The sequence below is a fragment of the Kosakonia sp. SOY2 genome, assembly GCF_027109175.1.
GTDB lineage: Bacteria > Pseudomonadota > Gammaproteobacteria > Enterobacterales > Enterobacteriaceae > Kosakonia.
Genome location: NZ_JAPVXH010000001.1, coordinates 1,002,807 through 1,024,237 on the forward strand (window position 1 = coordinate 1,002,807; position 21,431 = coordinate 1,024,237).

At 52.2% G+C, this 21,431-nt stretch carries 16 protein-coding genes and 3 pseudogenes; 8 read left to right on the plus strand and 11 right to left on the minus strand.

Going from position 1 to position 21,431, the window contains the following annotated elements:
* Window positions 1-243: 243 nt before the first annotated feature.
* Together asr and O3S68_RS04765 are read right to left on the minus strand one after the other, a co-directional pair.
* Window positions 244-579 carry an acid resistance repetitive basic protein Asr gene (gene asr / locus O3S68_RS04760; protein ID WP_016496216.1) on the minus strand — a complete coding sequence of 112 codons (336 nt, stop codon included), beginning with the start codon at window positions 577-579 and terminating at the stop codon, window positions 244-246.
* Window positions 580-742: 163 nt separating this feature from the next.
* Entirely contained in the window at window positions 743-2,227 is a 1,485-nt protein-coding gene (locus O3S68_RS04765; protein ID WP_269230904.1) for a carboxypeptidase M32, read from the minus strand.
* 133 nt (window positions 2,228-2,360) lie between these two features.
* Between O3S68_RS04765 and O3S68_RS04770 the strand changes: the two genes are divergently transcribed.
* Window positions 2,361-2,453: a KPN_01571 family protein gene (locus O3S68_RS04770; RefSeq protein WP_016496214.1), complete on the plus strand. Its 93-nt coding sequence runs from the start codon at window positions 2,361-2,363 to the stop codon at window positions 2,451-2,453.
* A 61-nt stretch (window positions 2,454-2,514) separates the two neighbouring features.
* On the opposite strand, the gene O3S68_RS04775 is transcribed toward O3S68_RS04770, so the two are convergent.
* On the minus strand, window positions 2,515-3,765 hold the full coding sequence (locus O3S68_RS04775; protein ID WP_016496213.1) for an MFS transporter: 1,251 nt from the start codon (window positions 3,763-3,765) through the stop codon (window positions 2,515-2,517).
* 120 nt (window positions 3,766-3,885) lie between these two features.
* On the opposite strand from O3S68_RS04775, the gene O3S68_RS04780 reads away from it, so the two are divergent.
* The 3 genes from O3S68_RS04780 (at window position 3,886) to bioD (ending at window position 6,953) form a co-directional block, all read left to right on the plus strand.
* Window positions 3,886-4,782 carry a LysR family transcriptional regulator gene (locus O3S68_RS04780; protein WP_016496212.1) on the plus strand — a complete coding sequence of 299 codons (897 nt, stop codon included), beginning with the start codon at window positions 3,886-3,888 and terminating at the stop codon, window positions 4,780-4,782.
* Window positions 4,783-4,911: 129 nt separating this feature from the next.
* On the plus strand, window positions 4,912-6,132 hold the full coding sequence (gene mlc / locus O3S68_RS04785) for a sugar metabolism global transcriptional regulator Mlc (protein ID WP_269230905.1): 1,221 nt from the start codon (window positions 4,912-4,914) through the stop codon (window positions 6,130-6,132).
* Between the two features lie 125 nt (window positions 6,133-6,257).
* Window positions 6,258-6,953, plus strand: coding sequence for a dethiobiotin synthase (gene bioD / locus O3S68_RS04790; RefSeq protein WP_045513380.1), 696 nt, complete (start codon window positions 6,258-6,260; stop codon window positions 6,951-6,953).
* A 594-nt stretch (window positions 6,954-7,547) separates the two neighbouring features.
* Here bioD and O3S68_RS04795 read toward each other — a convergent pair.
* Window positions 7,548-7,649 (minus strand): annotated as a pseudogene (locus O3S68_RS04795) (Tat proofreading chaperone DmsD); the annotation flags it as partial.
* On the opposite strand from O3S68_RS04795, the pseudogene O3S68_RS24265 reads away from it, so the two are divergent.
* From O3S68_RS24265 to O3S68_RS04810, 3 genes and pseudogenes are all read left to right on the plus strand, one after another.
* Window positions 7,641-8,096, plus strand: a pseudogene (locus O3S68_RS24265) (RHS repeat-associated core domain-containing protein); the annotation flags it as partial. The pseudogenes O3S68_RS04795 and O3S68_RS24265 sit on opposite strands and share 9 nt — an antisense overlap.
* Before the next feature lie 684 nt (window positions 8,097-8,780).
* Window positions 8,781-9,119 carry an esterase/lipase family protein gene (locus tag O3S68_RS04805; RefSeq protein ID WP_269230906.1) on the plus strand — a complete coding sequence of 113 codons (339 nt, stop codon included), beginning with the start codon at window positions 8,781-8,783 and terminating at the stop codon, window positions 9,117-9,119.
* Between the two features lie 66 nt (window positions 9,120-9,185).
* A complete protein-coding gene (locus O3S68_RS04810) occupies window positions 9,186-10,922 on the plus strand; it encodes a lipoxygenase family protein (RefSeq protein WP_269230907.1) in 1,737 nt (578 codons plus the stop codon).
* 144 nt (window positions 10,923-11,066) lie between these two features.
* Here O3S68_RS04810 and O3S68_RS04815 read toward each other — a convergent pair.
* The 3 genes and pseudogenes from O3S68_RS04815 to O3S68_RS04825 all read right to left on the minus strand — a co-directional run.
* Window positions 11,067-11,230 (minus strand): annotated as a pseudogene (locus tag O3S68_RS04815) (IS3 family transposase); the annotation flags it as partial.
* Window positions 11,231-11,591: 361 nt separating this feature from the next.
* Window positions 11,592-11,936, minus strand: a complete 345-nt coding sequence (locus tag O3S68_RS04820; RefSeq protein ID WP_269230908.1) for an S-type pyocin domain-containing protein — start codon at window positions 11,934-11,936, stop codon at window positions 11,592-11,594.
* Window positions 11,937-12,035: 99 nt separating this feature from the next.
* Window positions 12,036-12,992 carry a sensor domain-containing diguanylate cyclase gene (locus O3S68_RS04825; protein WP_016496206.1) on the minus strand — a complete coding sequence of 319 codons (957 nt, stop codon included), beginning with the start codon at window positions 12,990-12,992 and terminating at the stop codon, window positions 12,036-12,038.
* A 536-nt stretch (window positions 12,993-13,528) separates the two neighbouring features.
* Here O3S68_RS04825 and O3S68_RS04830 point away from each other — a divergent pair.
* A complete protein-coding gene (locus O3S68_RS04830; RefSeq protein WP_269230909.1) occupies window positions 13,529-16,348 on the plus strand; it encodes an RHS repeat protein in 2,820 nt (939 codons plus the stop codon).
* Window positions 16,349-16,751: 403 nt separating this feature from the next.
* On the opposite strand, the gene dmsD is transcribed toward O3S68_RS04830, so the two are convergent.
* Genes dmsD through ynfE form a run of 4 tightly spaced genes read right to left on the minus strand, consistent with a single transcriptional unit; the run spans window position 16,752 to window position 21,329 of the window.
* The gene (gene dmsD, locus O3S68_RS04835; RefSeq protein ID WP_269230910.1) at window positions 16,752-17,363 is read right to left on the minus strand and encodes a Tat proofreading chaperone DmsD; all 612 of its coding nucleotides are present in this window, start codon (window positions 17,361-17,363) and stop codon (window positions 16,752-16,754) included.
* Between the two features lie 40 nt (window positions 17,364-17,403).
* Window positions 17,404-18,261: a DmsC/YnfH family molybdoenzyme membrane anchor subunit gene (locus O3S68_RS04840; RefSeq protein WP_269230911.1), complete on the minus strand. Its 858-nt coding sequence runs from the start codon at window positions 18,259-18,261 to the stop codon at window positions 17,404-17,406.
* 1 nt (window position 18,262) lies between these two features.
* Entirely contained in the window at window positions 18,263-18,880 is a 618-nt protein-coding gene (locus tag O3S68_RS04845; RefSeq protein WP_045508601.1) for a DMSO/selenate family reductase complex B subunit, read from the minus strand.
* Between the two features lie 10 nt (window positions 18,881-18,890).
* Window positions 18,891-21,329 carry a selenate/tellurate reductase subunit YnfE gene (ynfE, locus tag O3S68_RS04850; RefSeq protein ID WP_269230912.1) on the minus strand — a complete coding sequence of 813 codons (2,439 nt, stop codon included), beginning with the start codon at window positions 21,327-21,329 and terminating at the stop codon, window positions 18,891-18,893.
* Between the last annotated feature and the right edge of the window lie 102 nt (window positions 21,330-21,431).

Consider the following 21,431-nt stretch of genomic DNA (forward strand, 5'->3'; position numbering starts at 1 on the left):
AGCCCAGGTAAACAAATATAGACGGGACAAGCAGAAAGTGGGAGTAAAATCAGCGTGCTACATTAATAAAGATAAAAGCGGACGGCAATCAGTGCGCAGATGATTAACATCGCCAGAATGACTTCAAAACGATAACGTCGCAGCATCATAGGCCCTCCAGAGAAAAACGGCGCTTCACCCTAAGGGTTCAGCGCCGACTTGTCACAGCGTTCTGATACGAACGCCGGTATCAGACACGTTTACTTATGCAGCCGGTTGTGCAGCCGGTTTGGTCGCAGTGTGTTTAACGTGTTTTTTGTGGTGTTTTTTCGCAGCCTGAGCTTTCTGCTCTACAGCTGGTTTAGCTGCTTTTTTGTGATGTTTTTTCACTTTTGCGGCCTGAGCTTTCTGCTCAACGGCTTTTTTGTGTTTTTTGTGCACTTTTTTAGCCGGTGCAGCTTTAGTGGTGGCAGCCGGTGCAGCGGTCGTTGCTGCCGGAGCAGCAGCCGGAGCCTGGGTAGAAGTAGCGGTGTCAGCAGCGAAAGCAGCAGAAGACAGACCCAGAGCAGCGGCAACAACCAGAGCTAATACTTTTTTCATTCCGATATCCTCGAATTGGTTTCTTCATTCAACCCCACTGCGGGGCCGTTGAAAGAACTATATCCCTGTAATTAAACGCCTTCCGTGAGTGATTGGTTTCGGCGTGTAACGTAATGTACAGAGCGAGGAACCACGCCGGAACTGCCGCTCCGGCGCGGGTGTATCAGAGGTAACGGCGGAGAAGATGCTGGTGGAAATAGTCGGCGTTTAGCGCTTCGCCGGTGGCATTCTGAATAAGCTGCGCGGTACTGAAGCGGCTGCCGTGCTGCCAGATATTTTGTCGCAGCCAGTCAAAGAGCGCCGTAAGATCGCCTGCGGCAATCGCCTCGTCCAGCCCTGGCAGCGCGGTTCGCGCGGCGTGGAACAGTTGCGCGGCATACATGGCACCGAGCGTATACGACGGGAAATAACCAAAGCCGCCATCGGTCCAGTGAATGTCCTGCATACAGCCGTTGCGGTAGTTGCCTTCGGTGGAAAGCCCCAGCCAGGCCTGCATTTTTTCATTCCACAACCGCGGAATATCGTCAACCTCAATCTCGCCGTCGATCAGCGCGCGTTCAATCTCATAACGCAGGATCACATGCGCCGGGTAACTCACTTCGTCCGCATCGACACGGATATAACCCGGTTTTACGCGTTGGTTCCAGGCGACAAAGTTGCGCGCTTCAAACGCTGGTTGCATCCCGAAACGTTCAATAATGGCCGGTTGCAGGCGGCGCAGGAAAGCCTCGCTGCGGCCTAATTGCATTTCAAAGAACAGGCTTTGTGATTCATGAATCGCCGTGGAACGCGCCAGCGCAATCGGCTGCCCCGGCCAGCTGCGCGGCAGATTTTGTTCATAACGCGCGTGGCCGGTTTCATGTACCACGCCGAACAGCGCGCTCAACAACTCATTTTCATCGTAACGCGTGGTAATACGCACATCTTCCGGAACGCCACCGCAGAAAGGATGGGCGCTGACATCGAGCCGCCCACCGTTAAAGTCGAAACCGAGTTCCTTCATCGCCTGCAAACCCAGTTCACGCTGGTCGGCAATCGGGAACGGCCCCTGCGGTGCTATCAATGCTTGCTGCTCCTGTTTTGCCACCGCTTTTTTCAGCAGATCCGGCAACCAGGATTTTACTTCGCCAAACAGTTCATCAAGGCGGGCGCTGGTCATATCCGGCTCGAATTTATCCAGCAGCGCATCGTACGGTGAACACCCTTTCGCGGCGGCCCGCAGTCTGGCCTCTTCACGCGCCAGTTTAACCACCTCTTTCAGGTTGGCTGAAAAGCCTGTCCAGTCATTGGCCGGACGCTGCGTGCGCCAGGCGTGCTCACATTTGCTGCCCGCCAGCGACTGCGCTTCAACCAGCGATTCCGGCAGCAGTGCCGCTTCCTGGTAGTGCCGTTCAATTTCGCGCAGGTTGGCCTGCTCAATATCGTCCAGATCTTCTTGCTGCGCGTTGGCGATCCACTCGCCCACCTGTTTATCGGTCAGGATCTGGTGGCGCAGGACACTTAACTCTGCCAGCGCTTCGCCGCGTGCTGCGCTACCGCCTGGCGGCATCATGGCAAACATATCCCAGCTGGCAATCGAAGCGAGGTGGGAAAAGCGCGACAGGCGCAGGAAAGTGCGGGTGAGCTGGTGATAGTTATGCTTGTCCATAATGCCTCTGATTTTTAGCGTGTGATCGTGTAACCACCTAAAAGTAGTAGTTATTCAATACTTTTCCTGAACTGTATCATAATAGGAATAATCTATTTAAATAACCAATACCAACGCGTAACGCAGTAATATTATGAATCCTTTTGTCTGGGTAATATTTGCTCTGCTGGCGCTTGATGCGGTGCGGGAATTAATGGGCGCGGCGTCGATTTTGAGTCTGTTTTAACACACACAAGCACAGAGTAAAAAAAAGCCCTGCATGCGCAGGGCCGTTAACTATCGCGGCATCAGTGCAGGCGAGAGTGGAGCCTGCTTCCCACCAGGATGGCAATCACCAGCATGGCGGCGATAAAACCGCCGACGCCGTTCCAGCCATAGCTGTGCCAGAACACGCCGCCTAATGTCCCTGCCACGCTGGAGCCGAGATAGTAGCTAAATAAGTAGAGCGACGAGGCCTGGCCTTTGGCGCGTCGCGCGCGCGGGCCAATCCAGCTGCTGGCAACGGAATGGGCGGCAAAGAAGCCTGCGGTAAACAGCAGCATACCGATGAAAATCAGCCCCAGCGTTGAGAACAGCGTGAGCAACAACCCCAGCAGCATGATGGCAGTAGCGCCAACCATCACCGGCCCGCGCCCGTATTTATTGGTCATCACACCGGCTTTCGGCGAACTCCATGTGCCCGTCAAATAGGCAACGGAAAGCAGCCCCACCACCGCCTGGCTCAGCATCCACGGCGATTGCATCAGGCGGTAACCGATGTAGTTAAACAGGGTGACGAACGAGCCCATCAGCAAAAAGCCTTCCAGAAACAACAGCGGCAATCCCTGGTCGCGCCAGTGCAGGCGGAAATTGATAAACAGCGTTTTTGGCCGCAGCGAGGTTGGGCGGAAATGGCGTGATTCGGGCAGGATCCGCCAGAACATCAGCGCGGAAGCCAGCGCAAAGCAGCCAATCACCGCCAGCGCGATACGCCAGTTAAAAAAGTCGGTAAACACGCCGCTCAGCAGACGTCCGCTCATGCCGCCGATGGAGTTGCCGCTGATATACAGCCCCATTGAGAAGGCAACAAAACTGGGGTGGATCTCTTCGCTTAAATAGGTCATGCCAACGGCCGCAACGCCGCTCAGCGATAAGCCAATCAACGCGCGCATCACCAGGATGCCGTGCCAGCTGGTCATCATGGTTGACAATAATGTGCAGCACGATGCCAGCAGCAGCGCGGTGACCATCACTTTTTTTCGCCCGATGGCGTCCGAAAGCGGGCCGGTAAACAGCAGACCAATCGCCAGCATGGCGGTGGAGATCGAGAGGGAAATACTGCTGCTGGCCGGAGAGACGCCAAACTCCTGTGACAGCACCGGTAAAATGGGCTGAACACAGTACAGCAGGGCGAATGTCGCTAACCCGGCGGAAAAGAGCGCCAGCGTGACGCGCATAAATTGGGGAGTACCACGTTTGATAAATTGTCCCGGCAAAGAGACTGGTTTTTCGTCGACGACGCTTGCCGGCCCGGTGTCAACGGTTGTTGTACGACTCACTGGAGATCCTTAACGTTTTATACCCGTGATTTTGGTGACGGGCTTACCACGTCGCTAAGGGTATGAAAGTGGCAATATTCCGTCTAATATATTAATAATCTCAAATAATATGTATTAAATATGAATATTGAACTGCGTCATTTACGTTACTTTATTGCCGTTGCCGAGGAACTGCATTTTGGTCATGCGGCGGCGCGGCTGAATATCTCGCAGCCGCCGTTAAGCCAGCAAATCCAGATCCTTGAACAACAAGTTGGTGCGCGCTTGCTTGCCCGCACCAACCGTAGTGTGTCACTCACGCCTGCCGGGCGGCAGTTTCTGGCAGATAGCCGGCAAATTTTAAGCCAGGTCGATGAAGCCGCCGCACGCGCCATGCGACTACACCAGGGGGAAACCGGGGAGCTGCGCATTGGTTTTACCTCCTCCGCGCCGTTCATAAAAGCGGTCTCCGACACGCTCTCTTCGTTCCGCCAGCGTTACCCGGATGTGCATATCCAGACGCGCGAAATCAATACCCGTGAACAGATCTCGCCGCTCAATGAAGGGTTGCTGGATTTGGGGCTGATGCGTAACACGCCGTTGCCGGAGACGTTGGCCTGGGATGTGATCCTGCGTGAGCCGTTGCTGGCGATGATCCACAAAGATCATCCTTTAGCGGCGCGTTCGGCGGTGTCGCTGGTGGAACTGGCACAGGAGCCGTTTGTCTTTTTCGATCCGCATGTCGGTACCGGTCTGTATGACGAGATCCTCGGCCTGATGCGCCGTTATCAGCTGGCGCCAACCATTACGCAGGAAGTGGGCGAAGCGATGACCATTATCGGCCTGGTGGCGGCCGGGTTAGGGGTGTCGATTTTACCGGCGTCATTCCGGCGTGTGCAGCTAACGGAAATGCGCTGGGTGCCGATTATTGAAGCGGATGCGGTATCAGAAATGTGGTTAGTCTGGTCAAAACATCATGAGCAGGGCAGCGCTGCCGCCCGCTTTAAGCAGCAGTTGATCACCGCTGCTGACGGATAAATTTTGCACATAAGTCATTGCAAAATGTGCTGTAAATCACACGCCGGGGTAAATATTTGACGGCGACCAGTGAAGTGTTTCACCATAGCCGAACGTTTATTTCGAAGCGTGAAAATAAGGGAGTCAGAGGTGGTTGCTGATAGTCAGCCTGGGCATATTGATCAAATAAAGCAGACCAATGCGGGGGCGGTATACCGCCTGATTGATCAGCTTGGCCCGGTATCGCGCATCGATCTCTCACGCCTGGCGCAACTTGCTCCGGCCAGTATTACGAAAATAGTACGTGAAATGCTCGAAGCCCACCTGGTGCAGGAGACGGAAATCCAGGAGCCTGGCAGCCGCGGGCGTCCGGCGGTCGGGCTGGTGGTTGAGACCGAAGCCTGGCACTACCTTTCTTTGCGCATCAGCCGGGAAGAGATCTTTCTTTCCCTGCGCGATCTGAGCAGCAAACTGGTCGTCGAAGACCGCCTTGAGTTAGCGCTGGTGGATGAACTACCGCTGCTGGATCGCATTATTCTGCATATTGACCGCTTCTTTACCCGCCATCAGAACAAACTGGAACGTTTGACCGCCATCGCGATTACGCTGCCCGGCATTATTGATACCGAAAACGGTATCGTTCATCGCATGCCCTTTTATGACGATGTTAAAGATATGCCGCTGGGTGAAGCGCTGGAAAAGCACACTGGCGTGCCGGTGTATGTCCAGCATGACATCAGCGCATGGACGATGGCCGAAGCCCTGTTTGGCGCGTCGCGCGGAGCAAGGGATGTGATCCAGGTGGTTATCGATCACAACGTGGGGGCGGGGGTGATTACTGACGGGCGCTTGTTGCATGCGGGAAGCAGCAGCCTGGTGGAGATTGGCCACACGCAGGTTGATCCCTACGGCAAACGCTGTTATTGCGGCAACCACGGTTGCCTTGAAACCATCGCCAGGGTCGAGAGCGTGCTGGAACTGGCGCAGTTGCGCATGAGCCAGTCAATGAGTTCGATGCTGCACCAAAAACCGCTGACCGTGGAGTGGCTCTGCCAGGCTGCGCAGCAGGGCGATTTATTGGCGAAAGATATCATTAGCGGCGTGGGTGCGAACATTGGACGCATTCTGGCCATCATGGTGAATTTGTTCAACCCGCAAAAAATACTGATTGGATCGCCGCTCAGCAAAGCGGCAGACGTGCTTTTTCCCGCCATTGCCGCGTGCATTCGCCAGCAGGCGTTGCCCGCATACAGCCAGCACATTAGCGTGGAAAGCACGCAATTTACCAACCAGGGCACCATGGCCGGTGCGGCGCTGGTAAAAGACGCGATGTATAACGGATCTTTACTTATCCGTTTGTTGCAGGGGTAACATTTTTACACTGTTGCCATAAAAATTGCGCTACCTCAATCTTGCCCCCAGGCAGTTACCTTAGACTTTCCCCACTGAATTATTTTCCTGGTTTATATTTTCGTAGAACAACGGTGGGATGAGTGATGCTTAAGCGTTTCTTTGTAACGGGTACAGACACTTCTGTCGGGAAGACAGTGGCGTCCCGCGCGCTACTCCAGGCGCTGGCAGCCAGTGGTAAAACGGTGGCGGGTTACAAGCCTGTTGCCAAAGGGAGCAAAGAGACGCCGGAAGGGCTGCGCAATAAAGACGCGCTGGTGTTGCAAAGCGTTTCGTCACTGGAGCTGCCTTACCAGGCGGTCAACCCCATCGCATTAAGCGAAGAAGAGAGCAGCGTCGCGCACAGTTGCCCCATCAATTACACCCTGTTATCGAATGGCCTGGCTGATCTCTGCGATCGCGTCGATCACGTCGTTGTGGAAGGCACCGGCGGCTGGCGTAGCTTAATGAATGACTTACGCCCGCTTTCGGAGTGGGTGGTGCAGGAGCAGATGGCGGTGGTTATGGTGGTGGGTATTCAGGAAGGGTGTCTTAACCACGCCTTGCTGACCGCGCAGGCCATCGCCAGTGACGGCTTACCGCTGATTGGCTGGGTGGCGAACCGCATCAATCCGGGGCTTGCGCACTATGCCGAAATTATCAATGTGCTGAGCAAAAAGCTGCCCGCGCCGCTGGTCGGTGAATTGCCGTATCTGCCGCGCCCGGAACAGCGTGATTTGGCACAATACATCAATCTGCAAATGGCGACCGGCATGTTAGTTGCCGATCGTATTCTGGCCTGACGCGGGCCGTTCGCTCATAGCCCGCTGTTCCTGTTTCTCCGCTTATACTCTTTATTGCATTTGATGAAAAAGTAGACAATTTAAGCGGAGAATCTTATGAGCACATCCCTTTACAGTAAAACGCCCCAGGTCACGGTGCTGGATAACCGTGGCCTGGCGGTGCGTGACATCGTTTATCACCGCCATCCGGAAACGCCGGACACCACCGACGAGCGCATCACCCGCCATCAGTTTGACGCGCGCGGTTTACCATCACAAAGTGCTGACCCGCGCCTGGATGCCGCCGGGCGGGTGAATTTCAGTTATCTCCCCGACCTGAACGGCGCGCCGCTGCGTACGCAGAGCGCGGATGCCGGAACCACGATTGCCCTGAATGACGCTTCCGGGCGGGCGTTTTTGCAGGTCAGCAATATTCGTTCAGAGAATGACCGCACCGCCGCCGTTACCCGCACTTTTCAGTATGAAGCGGCAGGCCTGCCGGGGCGGTTGCTCAGTATTACCGGGCAGGGAAAAGTCTCTGAACGATTTATCTGGAGTGGGAATTCAGTGGATGAACAGAGCCACAATCTTGCCGGTCAGCTTGTCAGCCACTATTTAGCGAAACAGCGGTTTTTGCGCCACCGGAATAAGCAACTGCGATTGCCACTCCGCGAGCGCAAGCCGCGCAAGTTGCCCCAGTGCGGTGAAAAACGGGTGATTTATCTGCCCAGCAGCGCGGAAACTCTCAAGGTGATAACCGTCGGCGTTGCCGGTCGCGCACAGGTACGGGTGCTGCACTGGGAAAGCGGCCTGCACACCGGTTTCGCCAATAATCAGATTCGTTACAGCTACGACAACCTCACCGGCAGCGGCAGTCTGGAAATGGATGCAAGTGGCGAGCTTATCAGCCAGGAGGAGTACCCGTTCGGCGGTACTGCGTTATTTGCCGCGCGCAGCCAGCTGGAGGTAGATTACAAAACGATTCGTTATTCCGGCAAGAAGCAGGACGCAACCGGGCTGTATTACTACGGCTACCGCTATTACCAGCCGTGGACGGGCAGATGGCTTTCCGCAGATCCGACAGGCACGGTGGACGGGCTGAATCTGTTCAGGATTGTACAGAATAACCCAGTGACAATGCACGATCCCGACGGAATGGCACCAGCAAATGCCTGAGCGTTGGATACAGCGACGCGTCTTCATGAAGAGCTCGGGCACTACGAAGCTGCACGGTTATTCCTGATTACGACTGGATCATATTCGGGGTCAGGGTCATATGAAAACATTACTAACATCGCGGTGTATTAATCAATGGGGAGCAGGTCACGGGCTTTATAACGCGCCTCTGCACAACTGAATCATATCAGAATGGATGTATTATTTATGCCTCATTGTTGATATATATTCCAAAAGGATTTAGTAATGTGAAAGATATAAGCCATATGGTAGATAGATATTTTTTACTCTGGGTGTTATAACAGAAAACGATATCACTTATAAGGCAGCGCTTGATATTATTGCTGTCTCTACACATGAAGTGGCTCAGTTTATTTTTTTGGGAGAACCTGTCGATGCATATCGCCATTCCATATTTTTTGAATAGTTTGAATAATTCAAGGCTATTTTTCAATACTCGGCCTTCTGAATGATTTTCCAGGATTACCAATACCGGGGGTTATTTTTTTTCAGCCAACCGCAATAAGGAATATTATATGTTTGAATGATCATTAAAGTACCCCATCATACTTGTCCATAGCCTTTTGGGTTTCGATAAAATTGCCGAAGTATATCTTTTTTTCACGGCATCGAAAAAGTGTTCGGAAGGTCGGAGTAAATGTATATTCAGCGATGCTGTCAGCAATTAATAGTAATGAACTCCGCGGTGAGCAATTGTTGGAGTTTATACAGCAGATGTTTACAGAAACCGGCGCTGAAAAAGTAAACCTGATTAATCACAACCAGGGCCCGTTGGCTTGCCACTATGTGGCGGCTACTCATCCGGAGCTTATTGCCTCGGTAACTTCCGTTAATGGTGTCAATGATGGTTCTGAATTTGCCGACCTTATGCGGCTGGCGCTAAATCCAGGACATCTACCTGAAACGGTTGCAGATGCTGTAATAACAGCATTTGGAAAGCTATTATCGTATATTTTTTTCATAACGATTTTCTATCAAAGAAAAAATTAGAATGGGAAAGTGAATATGTTGAACTATGATTGGACCACAAACCTATCCCCACTAAATGGGGTGCCCATGTACAATTATCCAACGTCTCGGGATCTTCCTGATGAATTTCACCCCAGAAATTCATACACTGATAAGCTTTTGTCTCTTGTCAAACAATTGAAAGAGAATTTTACTCAATCACATTTGAGCATGCTTATCTCTCCTACCAAAGAGCAACTGGCAGATGTCGAGAAAATGGGAGAGTTGCATGCGAAGTACCTGATGAATTTATTCTGTAAAGATAGTCTTTTTTCAGAAGATGAATACTACCGTATGATTGAAAAGGTAAGATCATATTGTGATGTGGTCACCGATACAGACCTGGAAAAGTATGATTCTCAATATAAAACGATAGATCGCCCTCTCGTTTCTGAATACTTGTACGATGATGACTTTTTTGCCTACTGGCGAGTTGCAGGTAATAACCCACTGGCAATCAAAGGTGTGGTTGAAATTCCAGGTAAATTTCCGATAACAGATGAAATTTATCAGAAGGTTATGGGCGATGATGATACGCTGACAGATGCGCTGTCGGAAAAAAGAATTTATATGATTGATTATGAGACTCTGGATGGTGCCACCGCCGAAGATGGGGTGGAAAAACCAGAAAGTGATAGCTCATCAAAATCAGTTATCGGATATTCATACATGGCGATTGCGATGTTTGCGGTACAAAAAGGTACGGTGAAACTTAAAACTGTGGCTATCCAATGTGGACAATCATCTTCAGATGATAATCCATTATTTAGTCCGAGTGATAATGATACGTACCGCTGGGGCTGGCAGATGGCGAAAATGGTCGTTCACGCGGCTGATAAGGCTGAACACCAGTTGTGCCATCATTTGGGTGTAACACACCTTGTGTCCGAAGCTTTCGCTCTTGCAACTATAAGAAACTTCACGACAGATCATCAAGTTTATCGTTTACTTATTTCTCATATTGAAGGAACAAACAGGATTAACCATAATGCCATTCTGGCTCTTCTGGGGCCCCAGAAATTCGTCGACAACTTAATCGCCGCCGAACTGGGAACGTTGGCAAATAAGACAATTGAAATGCGTTTGTCCTTCGATTTTTATGAAAATTTTCTCCCAAGAGATTTAGAAAATAGAAATGTGTCTGACACAACAGCCTTTCCTGATTATCCCTATCGTGATGATGGATTATTGCTCTGGAATGCTATTCGAAATTGGGTTGGAAAATACATTTCATTGATATATCCTGGCGACCTTCAGCTAAACAGTGATAATGAGCTTCAGTCATGGATGCAGGATATCGTAGATAATGGTAAAATAAAGGGATTCCGGGTTGTTTCAACCAGAGATGATCTTTCTGATGTGTTAACGATGATAATTTTTACAGCTTCAGTTCAACATGCAGCATTAAACTTCCCACAAAAATCTCATATGATGTATGCTCCGGCAATGGTTGGCTCTCTGACAGAGAAAAAGCCAGTCAACCTTGCCGGTAATACAAAGGCTCACTGGATTTCCATGCTACCAGGTACCGTCCGTGCAGCGGCCAAAATACAGATATACACACTACTTGCTGGCGTTTATAACGGGTACCTTGGTGAGTATGTGTATAAAAATGGCAATGAGATATTTAATCAATCTGATGATGAGTTTATCTATTCCGCATTGGTAGAATTCAGGGATGAATTGAGTGCTATTTCAGCTAAGATAAAATCCAGAAACGAAAAAAGATATCATCCTTACGAGACGTTAATTCCTGCCAATATTCCTGCGAGCGTTAATATCTAATAGGGCGTATGGCCTATGAATTCTCATAGGTCAGAACAACAGATAATGCGAGAGCGGATGGTAAAGTTACCAACAGTCTGTCGTTAATATTAATGAATGGAGTGGTCTATTTTGGGGGGCTCTAAATATATAAGCGCACCCGTTTTAGTTCCAGGTGCTTTTTGAGATATCCGGCGTTTCAGTCATCAGTCGGTACTCTTCCAAGGTAAGGTTATTCAGGAATTAAGGGGTGCGCTCGCCGTTATATTCAGCCAGCGCCCTGTAATTTCCCGTGCTTCATTCAGCGTTCAGAATAAATAAAAATCCAGGCGACTGACAAGTTCCAGCGTGGACTGCAAATCAACCAGGCGGGCACTGATGTTGATCAGCGTTTCTTCAGCATCTCTGTTCCGGGCTGAAGGCCCGAACGACCTCTCTGTTTTACTGATGCATTTTCGCTCTTGCTGCCTCTCAGTCGCGCCATGCGCTTTCAACGCCGGTTTAATAGCGTCCAGATTATGATCCACCGCAGCACGCAAGTTACTCGAGTCCAGTTCGATTTGCGTTGGTGTATTACGTCGCCGTAAGTTTCACTGAGCTTCTGGTGAACCCTTTTGGGAATGACTATTGCGGAATCCTGATCAGTCAGTGCAAGGATCTCATTATCGTCCGGCAGTGGATAGTTAGCTCTCAAATAAACGTCAACAGCCGCCCTTGATGGCATATGGTCAGCTTCATATTTTCCCTGACGCCGCTATACAGCTCCACCTCCAGAAATTCAACTGGCTGTTTGCTCAGGTAGATATAAATCGGCGGAATATCCGGCACCGGCAGGATTAGAATGTAATCCGCAAAATGCTTCTCATCGGGTGTCGGGCTGGTCGTAGCCGTAATACCCGTATTATCCGGTAGCGGATCCACAATCACCGGGTTTGGCAGCACTGGCTGCACCTGATTACCGGTGTTCGACGGCGTATTTACCCCCGAATTATCCGCTGTCCAGATGATGGTGATGTGGGCTTCGTGCAGTAACAAACATGCAGAGAGAAGGGGACAATGATGAAAGAACGAGCGGAATCTGTTTCCGCTCACCTGTTACTGAACGCATGAGGACAAGTTGTGAAAGATGTGTGCTTATATCCTCTTACGACGCTTTGCGGAGTACATCACCTCGTCGCTCTCTTTAAGCATCTCCCCCAGCGACTGGTAACGTCGCGCGTCACTATGCAACATTCCAAAGGAATAATTAATGTTGTACGGCTTACCCGATTTTTTGTTGTACTCATCCACACTCTTGCGGAGGTTGTTCAAGAAAGCATCAGCATGAGCCTGCTGCGTAACGAGAACGGCGAATTCATCCCCACCAAGACGTCCTACGATATCTCCGGCACCAAGATGTTGGTGCAACAGCGCTGAGAATACTTTTAATACTTCATCACCTTCAGCGTGCCCCCATAGATCGTTGATAGGTTTGAATCTATCCAGATCAAAAAAGATAAGGCTAAATGCCGCATTATCTTTAGCAAGGCTGCGGAATCGTTTTTCCCCCGTCCTGTAAAAGCCACGACGATTAGCGATACCTGTCAGGCTATCTGTCATGGCCATTCCAATCACCCTGAATTCATCTTCCAGAATAAAGGCTAAATCCTTGAGTGAGGCAATATCATCGTCGTTAAAGCCACGGGGGGTGGTATTGATCAGACAAAGCGTACCTGCTACCTGTCCATCAGGCAGATGTACCGGGTAGCCTGCATAGAATCTGATGTAAGGCTCACCCGTCACCAGAGGGTTATCATGGAAGCGTTCATCATTAGCTGCGTCGTTAACAATAAAGGGGCCTTCCTGCAAAATGGCATGACCACAAAAGGAGATGTTACGGGGCGTTTCCTTAATACCCAGCCCCTCACATGCAAGCAACCATTGGCGCTCGCGATCAAGCAGGCTTATTAGTACGACAGGCACCTGGAAGACCTTTTTTGCAAGGCGAGTTAAACGATCAAAACGTTCATCGGCACCTGTATCCAGCAGGTCTGCCAGATGGAGAGACTTTAATCGTTCTTCTTCATTTTCGGGGATTCCTGGAAATTTCATACGGCCTCGCAGAGATATACTTGCTTTGTGTCAGCTACGTTGACTGCATCCAGACTGGCTAAGCCTTCCACGTCATTAGAACAATATAGTTCAAACGATAATGGACAGCCTGCTTGCTACGCGGTGCACGACATGTGATCCCGCCTGCTTTTCACCTGTCGCAGCCTTTCAGCTCACAACCCCCTCTTTTAGTAGAAAGTTAAACATCACTGAATCGCAGACAAAACGTCGGGTTGGTGGGGATGGGGTGCCTGTTTAACCCGTGGCGATTCAATGAGCGGTTGTCAGGGCATTTTGACTGTTGACCCTGACCCCGAATATGATCCAGTCGTAATCAGGAATAACCGGCTTCATGATGGCTGCATATTCTGCCAACCGGCAGACTTCTCAGCGAATTCGGATGGCGTCATCCAGCCCAGTGCAGAATGGGAACGCCTCTGAAAATACATATAAATCAAATCCGACAAACTTTGCAGAGGCCGTCAACTATACTTTCGGTGACCATTTTGGTTGCCTAACATCTAACGGAGTATTCCATGAGTCTTTCCCTTTACAGTAAAACCCCGTCGGTCACGGTGCTGGATAACCGTGGCCTGGCGGTACGCGACATCACGTATCATCGCCATCCGGAAACGCCGGACACCACCGACGAGCGCATCACCCGCCATCAGTTTGACGCGCGCGGTTTGCCGTCACAAAGTGCCGACCCGCGTCTGTATGCCGCCGGACTGGCGAATTTCAGTTATGTCCCCGACCTGAACGGCACGCCGCTGCGTACGCAGAGTGCCGATGCCGGCACGGTGGTTGTGCTCAGTGACGCCTCCGGGCGGACATTTTTACAGGTCAGCAATATTGGCTCAGGGAATGACCGCAGCGCCGCCATCACCCGCACCTTCCAGTATGAAGAGGCAGACCTGCCGGGGCGGTTGCTCGGCATTACCGAGCAGGTTGCCGGTGGCAGCGCGCGCGTTACGGAGCGGTTCGCCCGGGGCGGTCATTCCGCAGATGAACAGAGCCATAACCTTGCCGGCCAGCTTGTCAGCCACTACGACCCGGCGGGTCTGCTTTCCACGACCAGCGTTTCCCTGAGCGGTGTACCGCTTGCCGTCACCCGCCATCTGTTGCCGGACGATGCCGACGCAGACTGGCAGGGTTCGGATGCTTCCGCGTGGAACGACCTGCTGGCGGGCGAAACTTACACCACGACCAGCACGGTGGACGCCGCCGGAAATGTACTCACCACCACCGATGCGAAAGGTAATATCCAGCGCGTGGCCTATGATGTTGCGGGGCTGCTGAAGGGAAGCTGGCTGACGGTGAATGGCGGTTCTGAGCAGATTATCGTGAAATCCCTGACCTGGTCCGCTGCCGGGCAGAAACTGCGCGAGGAGCACGGCAACGGCGTGGTAACTACGTACGCATATGAAGCGGAAACGCAGCGGCTGGTGGGCATTAAAACCGAACGTATGACACCGGCAAAAGTGCTGCAGGACCTGCGCTACGAATACGACCCGGTGGGTAACGTGCTGGTGATTACTAACGATGCTGAGGAGACGCGTTTCTGGCGCAATCAGGAAGTCGTTCCCGAAAATCACTACGCCTACGACAGCCTGTACCAGCTGGTCAGCGCCAGCGGACGCGAAATGGCAAATGCGGTACAGCAGAGCAGTAACCTGCCTGATTTCACTTCCTTCGATAACGCCACGTACACAAACTACACCCGCATCTACACCTACGATAACGCCGGTAATCTGACGAAAATTCAGCACAGCGCCCCGGCGTCCGGCAATAACTACACCACCAGTATCACCGTATCCGACCGCAGCAACCGGGCGGTGCTCAGCGCACTCACCGAAAACCCGTCGGATGTGGAGGCGCTGTTCACTGCCGGTGGCCAGCAGAAACAGCTTTTACCGGGGCAGAGCCTGCTGTGGACGGCGCGACAGGAACTGCAAAAAGTCACGCCCGTCACCCGCAGTGGTGCAGCGGACGACAGCGAACGTTACCGCTACGACGCCAGCAGCCAGCGCATCGTGAAAATCACCTCGCAGCTGACCGGCAACGGCCCGCAGACCAGACGGGTGGTTTATCTGCCGGGTCTGGAACTGCGCAGCAGCGCCACAGAGGCGTTACAGGTGATAACCGTCGGTGTTGCCGGACGCGCGCAGGTACGCGTTCTGCACTGGGAAGGCGGGCAGCCTGAAGGTATCAGCAATGACGCGGTGCGTTACAGCTACGACAACCTCACCGGCAGCAGCAGCCTCGAAGTGGACAGCAGTGGCGAACTCATCAGCCAGGAGGAGTATTACCCGTTCGGCGGCACGGCGTTATTCACCTCGCGCAGTCAGCTGGAGGCGGATTACAAAACCATCCGCTATTCAGGTAAAGAGCAGGACGCAACCGGGCTTTATTACTACGGCTACCGCTATTATCAGCCGTGGGCGGGACGGTGGCTTTCCGCAGACCCGGCGGGGACGGTGGATGGTCTAAACCTGTTCACAATGGTGAGGAATAATCCTGTGATATTGAATGACCATCAGGGGCTTAATAGTTTTAATGGAAATGACGATGACTTTACGCCGGTTGAAGATGTTGAAATAGAATATCAGCGCACCAATGCACTTGGTGTATTGGATGCTGCGATCGCAAAACTTAGTGATAAAAAAATATCAGGAGATACAAAACAAAGGATTAGAGAAGTTTTACAAGGTACAACCTCCAAAACTAAAGTGAAGACTTCAAGATTTAAAGATGAGTTATTAGGTAGGTTTAAATTTATGCGCGCAAAACTGGCGAAAGCCTCATTTATATATGATACAAGTGAAGGTTCTGAACGCGTCAATGCATATGTGTATGCGGATCAGAAAGGTAAACATGCAGGGAAGGTTTTTTTTACCAACAACTTTTTAGAAAAAGCAGGTGACATAAGGAATATACAAACTCTTTTACATGAAACTTCGCATTTTAGCGGTTTGTATCGTAGTGCTAAATGGAGTGAAGTATATAAATCAGAAGGAAGTATGGATTATTTTTATACAAAAAAGATTGCAACTAATGATATTAATAAATTTATAGAAAGTGCTATTCTTGGATTTGAGAAATGGTATGGGGAAATGGACAGTGACCTTATTGGTAAAGGAGCAGATGTAAGACCTGCTGGGTTGAGTCGTTTGAAAACGGCTATTCATAATGCAGATAATTTAGCTGTCATAGCATTAAGTCTTGGTCGTGAAAAACTACATGCGCATGAGCATTTTAGTTTAAGATTGCGCCATGGTCGTATTAAACGCTTTTTGCAAAAAAACGAATTTTCATCCAGAGCTGCGGGTTCGAATACTCATATGTATATTGGCTAATTAATTCAGTGTTGAGTTGTTGGTTTGGAGTGCCGGTTAGGTTAGTAAACCTAGCCGGCATTATTTAATGCGGTTTGGCTATTATTTAAATAGTAAATGCTCGTTGCGTTTTTCTTTGGTTTAAATATTCCGCAACACGCTCCTGCCATAATGACAGCTTTCTTCATCGACAATCGACAATCGACAATCGGCATCTGGCAAGTGTTACTTTCATATAATCATCTGAGCACGCGCAGAGTAGTTTCGCTTTGACGAATCCAGTGCTTCGTCTTCGATAACCGGCATTATTAGGTGCGTAACAGTGCATAAAGCCCGGCGATCTTTCCGGGCGTGTTATAGGGGGTAACATTTCCTGAACGGGTGTGGCGTAACCGCTGCTTTCTAAACGTCAGTGGCGGCGACGTTAGCGAAACAGCGTTTTTTGCGCCACCGGAATAAGCAACTGCTCTCGCCACTGCGCCAGCATTAATTGCGCCAGTTGCCCGAGTGCCATGAAAAAAGGGTGCTGCGCGTTATCACAGAACTCGGCAAGAAACCGCCCGCTCCACGGCAGCAGATGCCAGGCCAGTAATTGATCGCAGGCGTTGTTTTTGCCTTGTTCCACCAGCCACGCCGCCATCAGCAGCAAGGTGCCGAAGTGATCTTCCGGCTCGTTTTGCCCGCTATTGAACGCAATATTGTTGTCGCGCATCCACTGGCGCAGCGCCAGCGTCGAGTCGCCAAACAATACGCTTTCTTTATCCAGCCAGACCGAACCCCACGGCGGCGCGGGTAGCGCCCACGGGCCGATCAACAATCGTTGCCAGGCCTCATTAAGCGGCTCGTTACATGGTTGCGCAAACGCCTCTGCCAGCGGAATAAGCGCCTCTTGTGGTAAAGGCCACTGTTCCAGCCACTCGCGACTGCGTAGCGCGGCGACGAGCGGCGCGGAGGGTTCGCTCTCCGGCGGATAGTAAAAAAGCGCGCCCAGCACGCGGGCGGTAAAAATAAAAGACTCGCGGGTTGCGTCCGTCATGCTTTCTCCTGAAAAGCGCGGGTTTCCCCGCGCATTGTGATTAACCCGCGACGGCAACGCCAACGGTCATATGCAGGCCGTAAAACAGACCACGGCCAATGATTTCACCGGCTACCACCAGCACAACGCCGACCAGCAAGCTGCTGGCTTTCGGTTGTCTGCGCATTACAAGCGGACAGATCCAGCAACCGAGACCGAGGGCGACCAGCAGTAAACGCACCACCTGCAACAGGGCGTAATCCGGCACCAGCGCGACCGCTTGCTGCACTGAGCTGTGGGTTTCGCCAAGCTGCATGCTCTGCAACATTACCACGGCAACGCTTGCGATAAGTGCCGCAACGCTGATGGCGGCAAAACGCGGGGCCGGAAAACGCATACCCGCCAGCCGCAGCAGCAACGCCGCCAGCAGCGGCCCGCCCGTCAACATAGTGAGGAAAAATGCGGCGGTGGTGTAGCCGTTATGCCAGGTCGGCACGGTATCAATCTGGTAAACCCGCGTCATCGCCCAGACAAACAGCACCCCCAGCACCATGCTGATAATCAGCCAGCCGCGCCCCAGTGCAGCGGGCAGTTTGCCAAGCCAGGCCAGCAACCACCAGAAACCGCCGACGGCGAAAAACAGCGATCCGGCGGCGATTTCATTACTCAGTGACGAGGCGCCAATGCGGTTTAGCGAGTTAAACGCGCGCAGCGGTGAACCGAGGTGCATCATTGAGGCGATAAAACCGATGCCCATCAACACCCAGAGCAAAAACTGGCTGCGGACAATCCGCACCTGGCCGCTATTGTCATCTCTGGCGTTCATCCACACGAAGCCAGTCACAATCAATCCGCCCGCCACGCACTGACCGAGCACCGTAAACAGAACCAGCGGCCATTCATGCCATCCGTTTCCCATCTCACACCTCCTGCGGGTTTGCCAGATAGCCGGTGGTATCCCCCGTCGGACGGCTGTTGGCGTTTGGTTTGATGACAATATTGGGCTTCGTGAAGTGCGATGCCGGAAGCGGGGCGATAGCGGCCAGTTCGCCATGTTGCTTACGCAATTCGTCAATCGGGCCGAAATCGAGCGCGCGCAGCGGGCAGGATTCCACGCAGATGGGCTTTTTCCCTTCTGCAACGCGGTCATAACAGCCGTCGCATTTGGTCATATGACCTTTTGCCGCATTGTATTGCGGCGCGCCGTACGGGCAGGCCATATGGCAGTAGCGACAGCCGATGCAGACATCTTCGTCCACCACCACAAACCCGTCTTCCCGCTTATGCATTGCACCGCTCGGGCAGACTTTGGTACATGCCGGATCTTCACAATGGTTGCAGGAAATCGACAGATAATACGCAAAGACGTTTTGCTGCCAGACGCCGTTATCTTCCTGCCAGTTACCGCCCGCGTATTCATACACGCGGCGGAAACTGACATCCGGGGTTAAGTCTTTGTAATCTTTACAGGCCAGTTCGCAGGTTTTACAACCGGTGCACCGGGCAGAATCGATAAAAAATCCATACTGGGTTGTCATCGGCTACTCCTTAAACCTTTTGAATATCGACCAGATTGGTGTGCTGCGGGTTGCCTTTCGCCAGCGGCGAAGGCCGGTGCGTGGTCAGCGTGTTCACGCAGCCGCCGTGGTCAATGCGATCGCCGTCCATACTGGCCTGATGCCAGGCCCCCTGGCCCATGGCGCTGACGCCCGGCATGATGCGCGGCGTCACTTTCGCGGCGATACGGACTTCCCCGCGGTCGTTAAAGACGCGCACCATGTCGCCCTGTTTGATCCCGCGCCGTTCGGCGTCGATCGGGTTGATCCACACCTCCTGGCGACACGCTTCCTGCAACACATCGATGTTGCCGTAGCTGGAGTGGGTGCGTGCTTTGTAGTGAAAACCGAATAATTGCAGCGGGAATTTTTCGCGCGCCGGATCGTCCCAGCCTTCAAAGGTTGAGGCGTAAACCGGTAGCGGGCTAATCACTTCGTCTTTATCCAGTTCCCAACTGTTGGCAATTTCCGCCAGCTTGCTGGAGTAAATTTCAATTTTGCCGGAGGGGGTTTTCAGCGGGTTGGCGATCGGGTCGTCGCGGAATTTTTTATAGGCAACAAAGTGGCCGTTCGGATCTTTGCGCTTATAAATACCCATCGCTTTCAGGTCTTCATAAGCGGGCAGTTGCGGATCTTTGGCGACCATTTTGGCGTACAGGTATTTCAGCCACTCTTCCTGCGTACGACCTTCGGTAAATTTCTGGTAGATATCCGGTCCCAGGCGGCGAGCGATTTCGCTGGTTATCCAGTAAATCGGTTTACGTTCGAACTTCGGCGCGGTGACGGGCTGGAGGAAAATCAGGTAGCCCATGTTCCCGGCATAATCATTGGGGATGATGTCTTCCTGTTCGACGGTCATCAAATCTGGCAGCAGAATGTCGGCATACATCGCCGAAGAGGTCATAAAGTTCTCAATGACCACGATCATTTCGCACTTGCTGTCGTCCTGCAGAATGTCGTGAGTGCGGTTGATATCGCCGTGCTGGTTGGTAATGGTGTTTCCGGCATAGTTCCAGATAAATTTAATCGGCACATCAAGTTTATCTTTACCGCGTACACCGTCACGTTTGGCGGTCATCTCCGGGCCGCGCGCAATGGCATCGGTCCAGGTAAAGCACGAAATCGAGGTTTTCACCGGGTTTTCCGGCATCGGCATGCGTTCGATGGTGATGGTGTAGGTGGATTCGCGCGCGCCGCTGTTGCCGCCGTTGATGCCGACATTGCCCGTGAGGATTGGCAACATGGCAATGGCGCGTGAGGTCAGTTCGCCATTGGCCTGGCGCTGCGGCCCCCAGCCCTGGCAGATATAAGCCGGTTTGGCGCTGCCAATTTCCCGCGCCAGTTTGATGATTTTATCGGCGGGAATACCGGTGATACGCGATGCCCACTGCGGTGTTTTAGCGATGCCGTCTTCGCCCTGGCCGAGAATATAGGCTTTGTAATGGCTGTTGGCGGGCGCATCGGCAGGCAGCGTTTTTTCGTCGTAGCCGACGCAATATTTATCCAGAAACGCCTGGTCGACGAGGTTTTCGTTAATCAGCACCCACGCCATACCGGCAACCAGCGCGGCATCGGTACCTGGACGAATAGGCACCCACTCATCTTCGCGTCCGGCGGCCGTGTCGGTATAACGCGGATCGATAACGATCATCCGCGCATTTGAGCGTTCACGCGCCTGCTCGAGGAAATAGGTAATGCCGCCGCCGCTCATGCGGGTTTCCGCCGGGTTGTTACCGAACATCACCACCAGTTTGGTGTTTTCGATATCCGAGGTGCTGTTACCGTCGTTGGAACCGTAGGTGTAAGGCATCGCACAGGAGATTTGCGCGGTGCTGTAAGTGCCGTACTGGTTGAGAAAACCGCCATACATCGCCATCAGGCGGGCAATAATCGACGCCGAAGGGGAAGAGCGGGTAATGTTGCCGCCGACAATGCCGGAGGAGTAATTAATGTAGACCGCTTCGTTGCCGTATTTTTGCACCACGTCTTTCAAACTGTTGGCGATAGTATCCAGTGCTTCGTCCCAGCTGATACGTTCAAACTTGCCTTCTCCGCGTTTACCGACGCGTTTCATGGGGTAGTTCAGGCGATCCGGGTGGTTAATGCGGCGGCGAATAGAACGGCCGCGCAGGCAGGCGCGCACCTGGTGATTGCCGTAGACATCCTCGCCGGTATTATCGGTTTCGACCCAGTAAACTTCATTGTCACGGACATGCAAACGCAGCGCGCAGCGGCTACCGCAGTTGACCGAACAGGCTCCCCACACCACTTTGTCTGGCGCGGGTTGCATCGCCTGTTGCACGGCAGCGGCGGCAGAACGCAGGCCAAAGGGCAGGGAAAAACTCCCGGCGGCCAGCGCAAGCGATCCTAAAGCGGTGGATTTCACCAACGTTCGTCGGCTGATCCCTCCCTGGTATTCACTATCGGACATAGCTCACTCCATTATTTTTTATAATAAAAAGAAATTGCCTGGTGTATTAAAAGCAGGCTAATGAAGTGATCATGTTAATCATTAGGGAGTAGAAGAATCTTA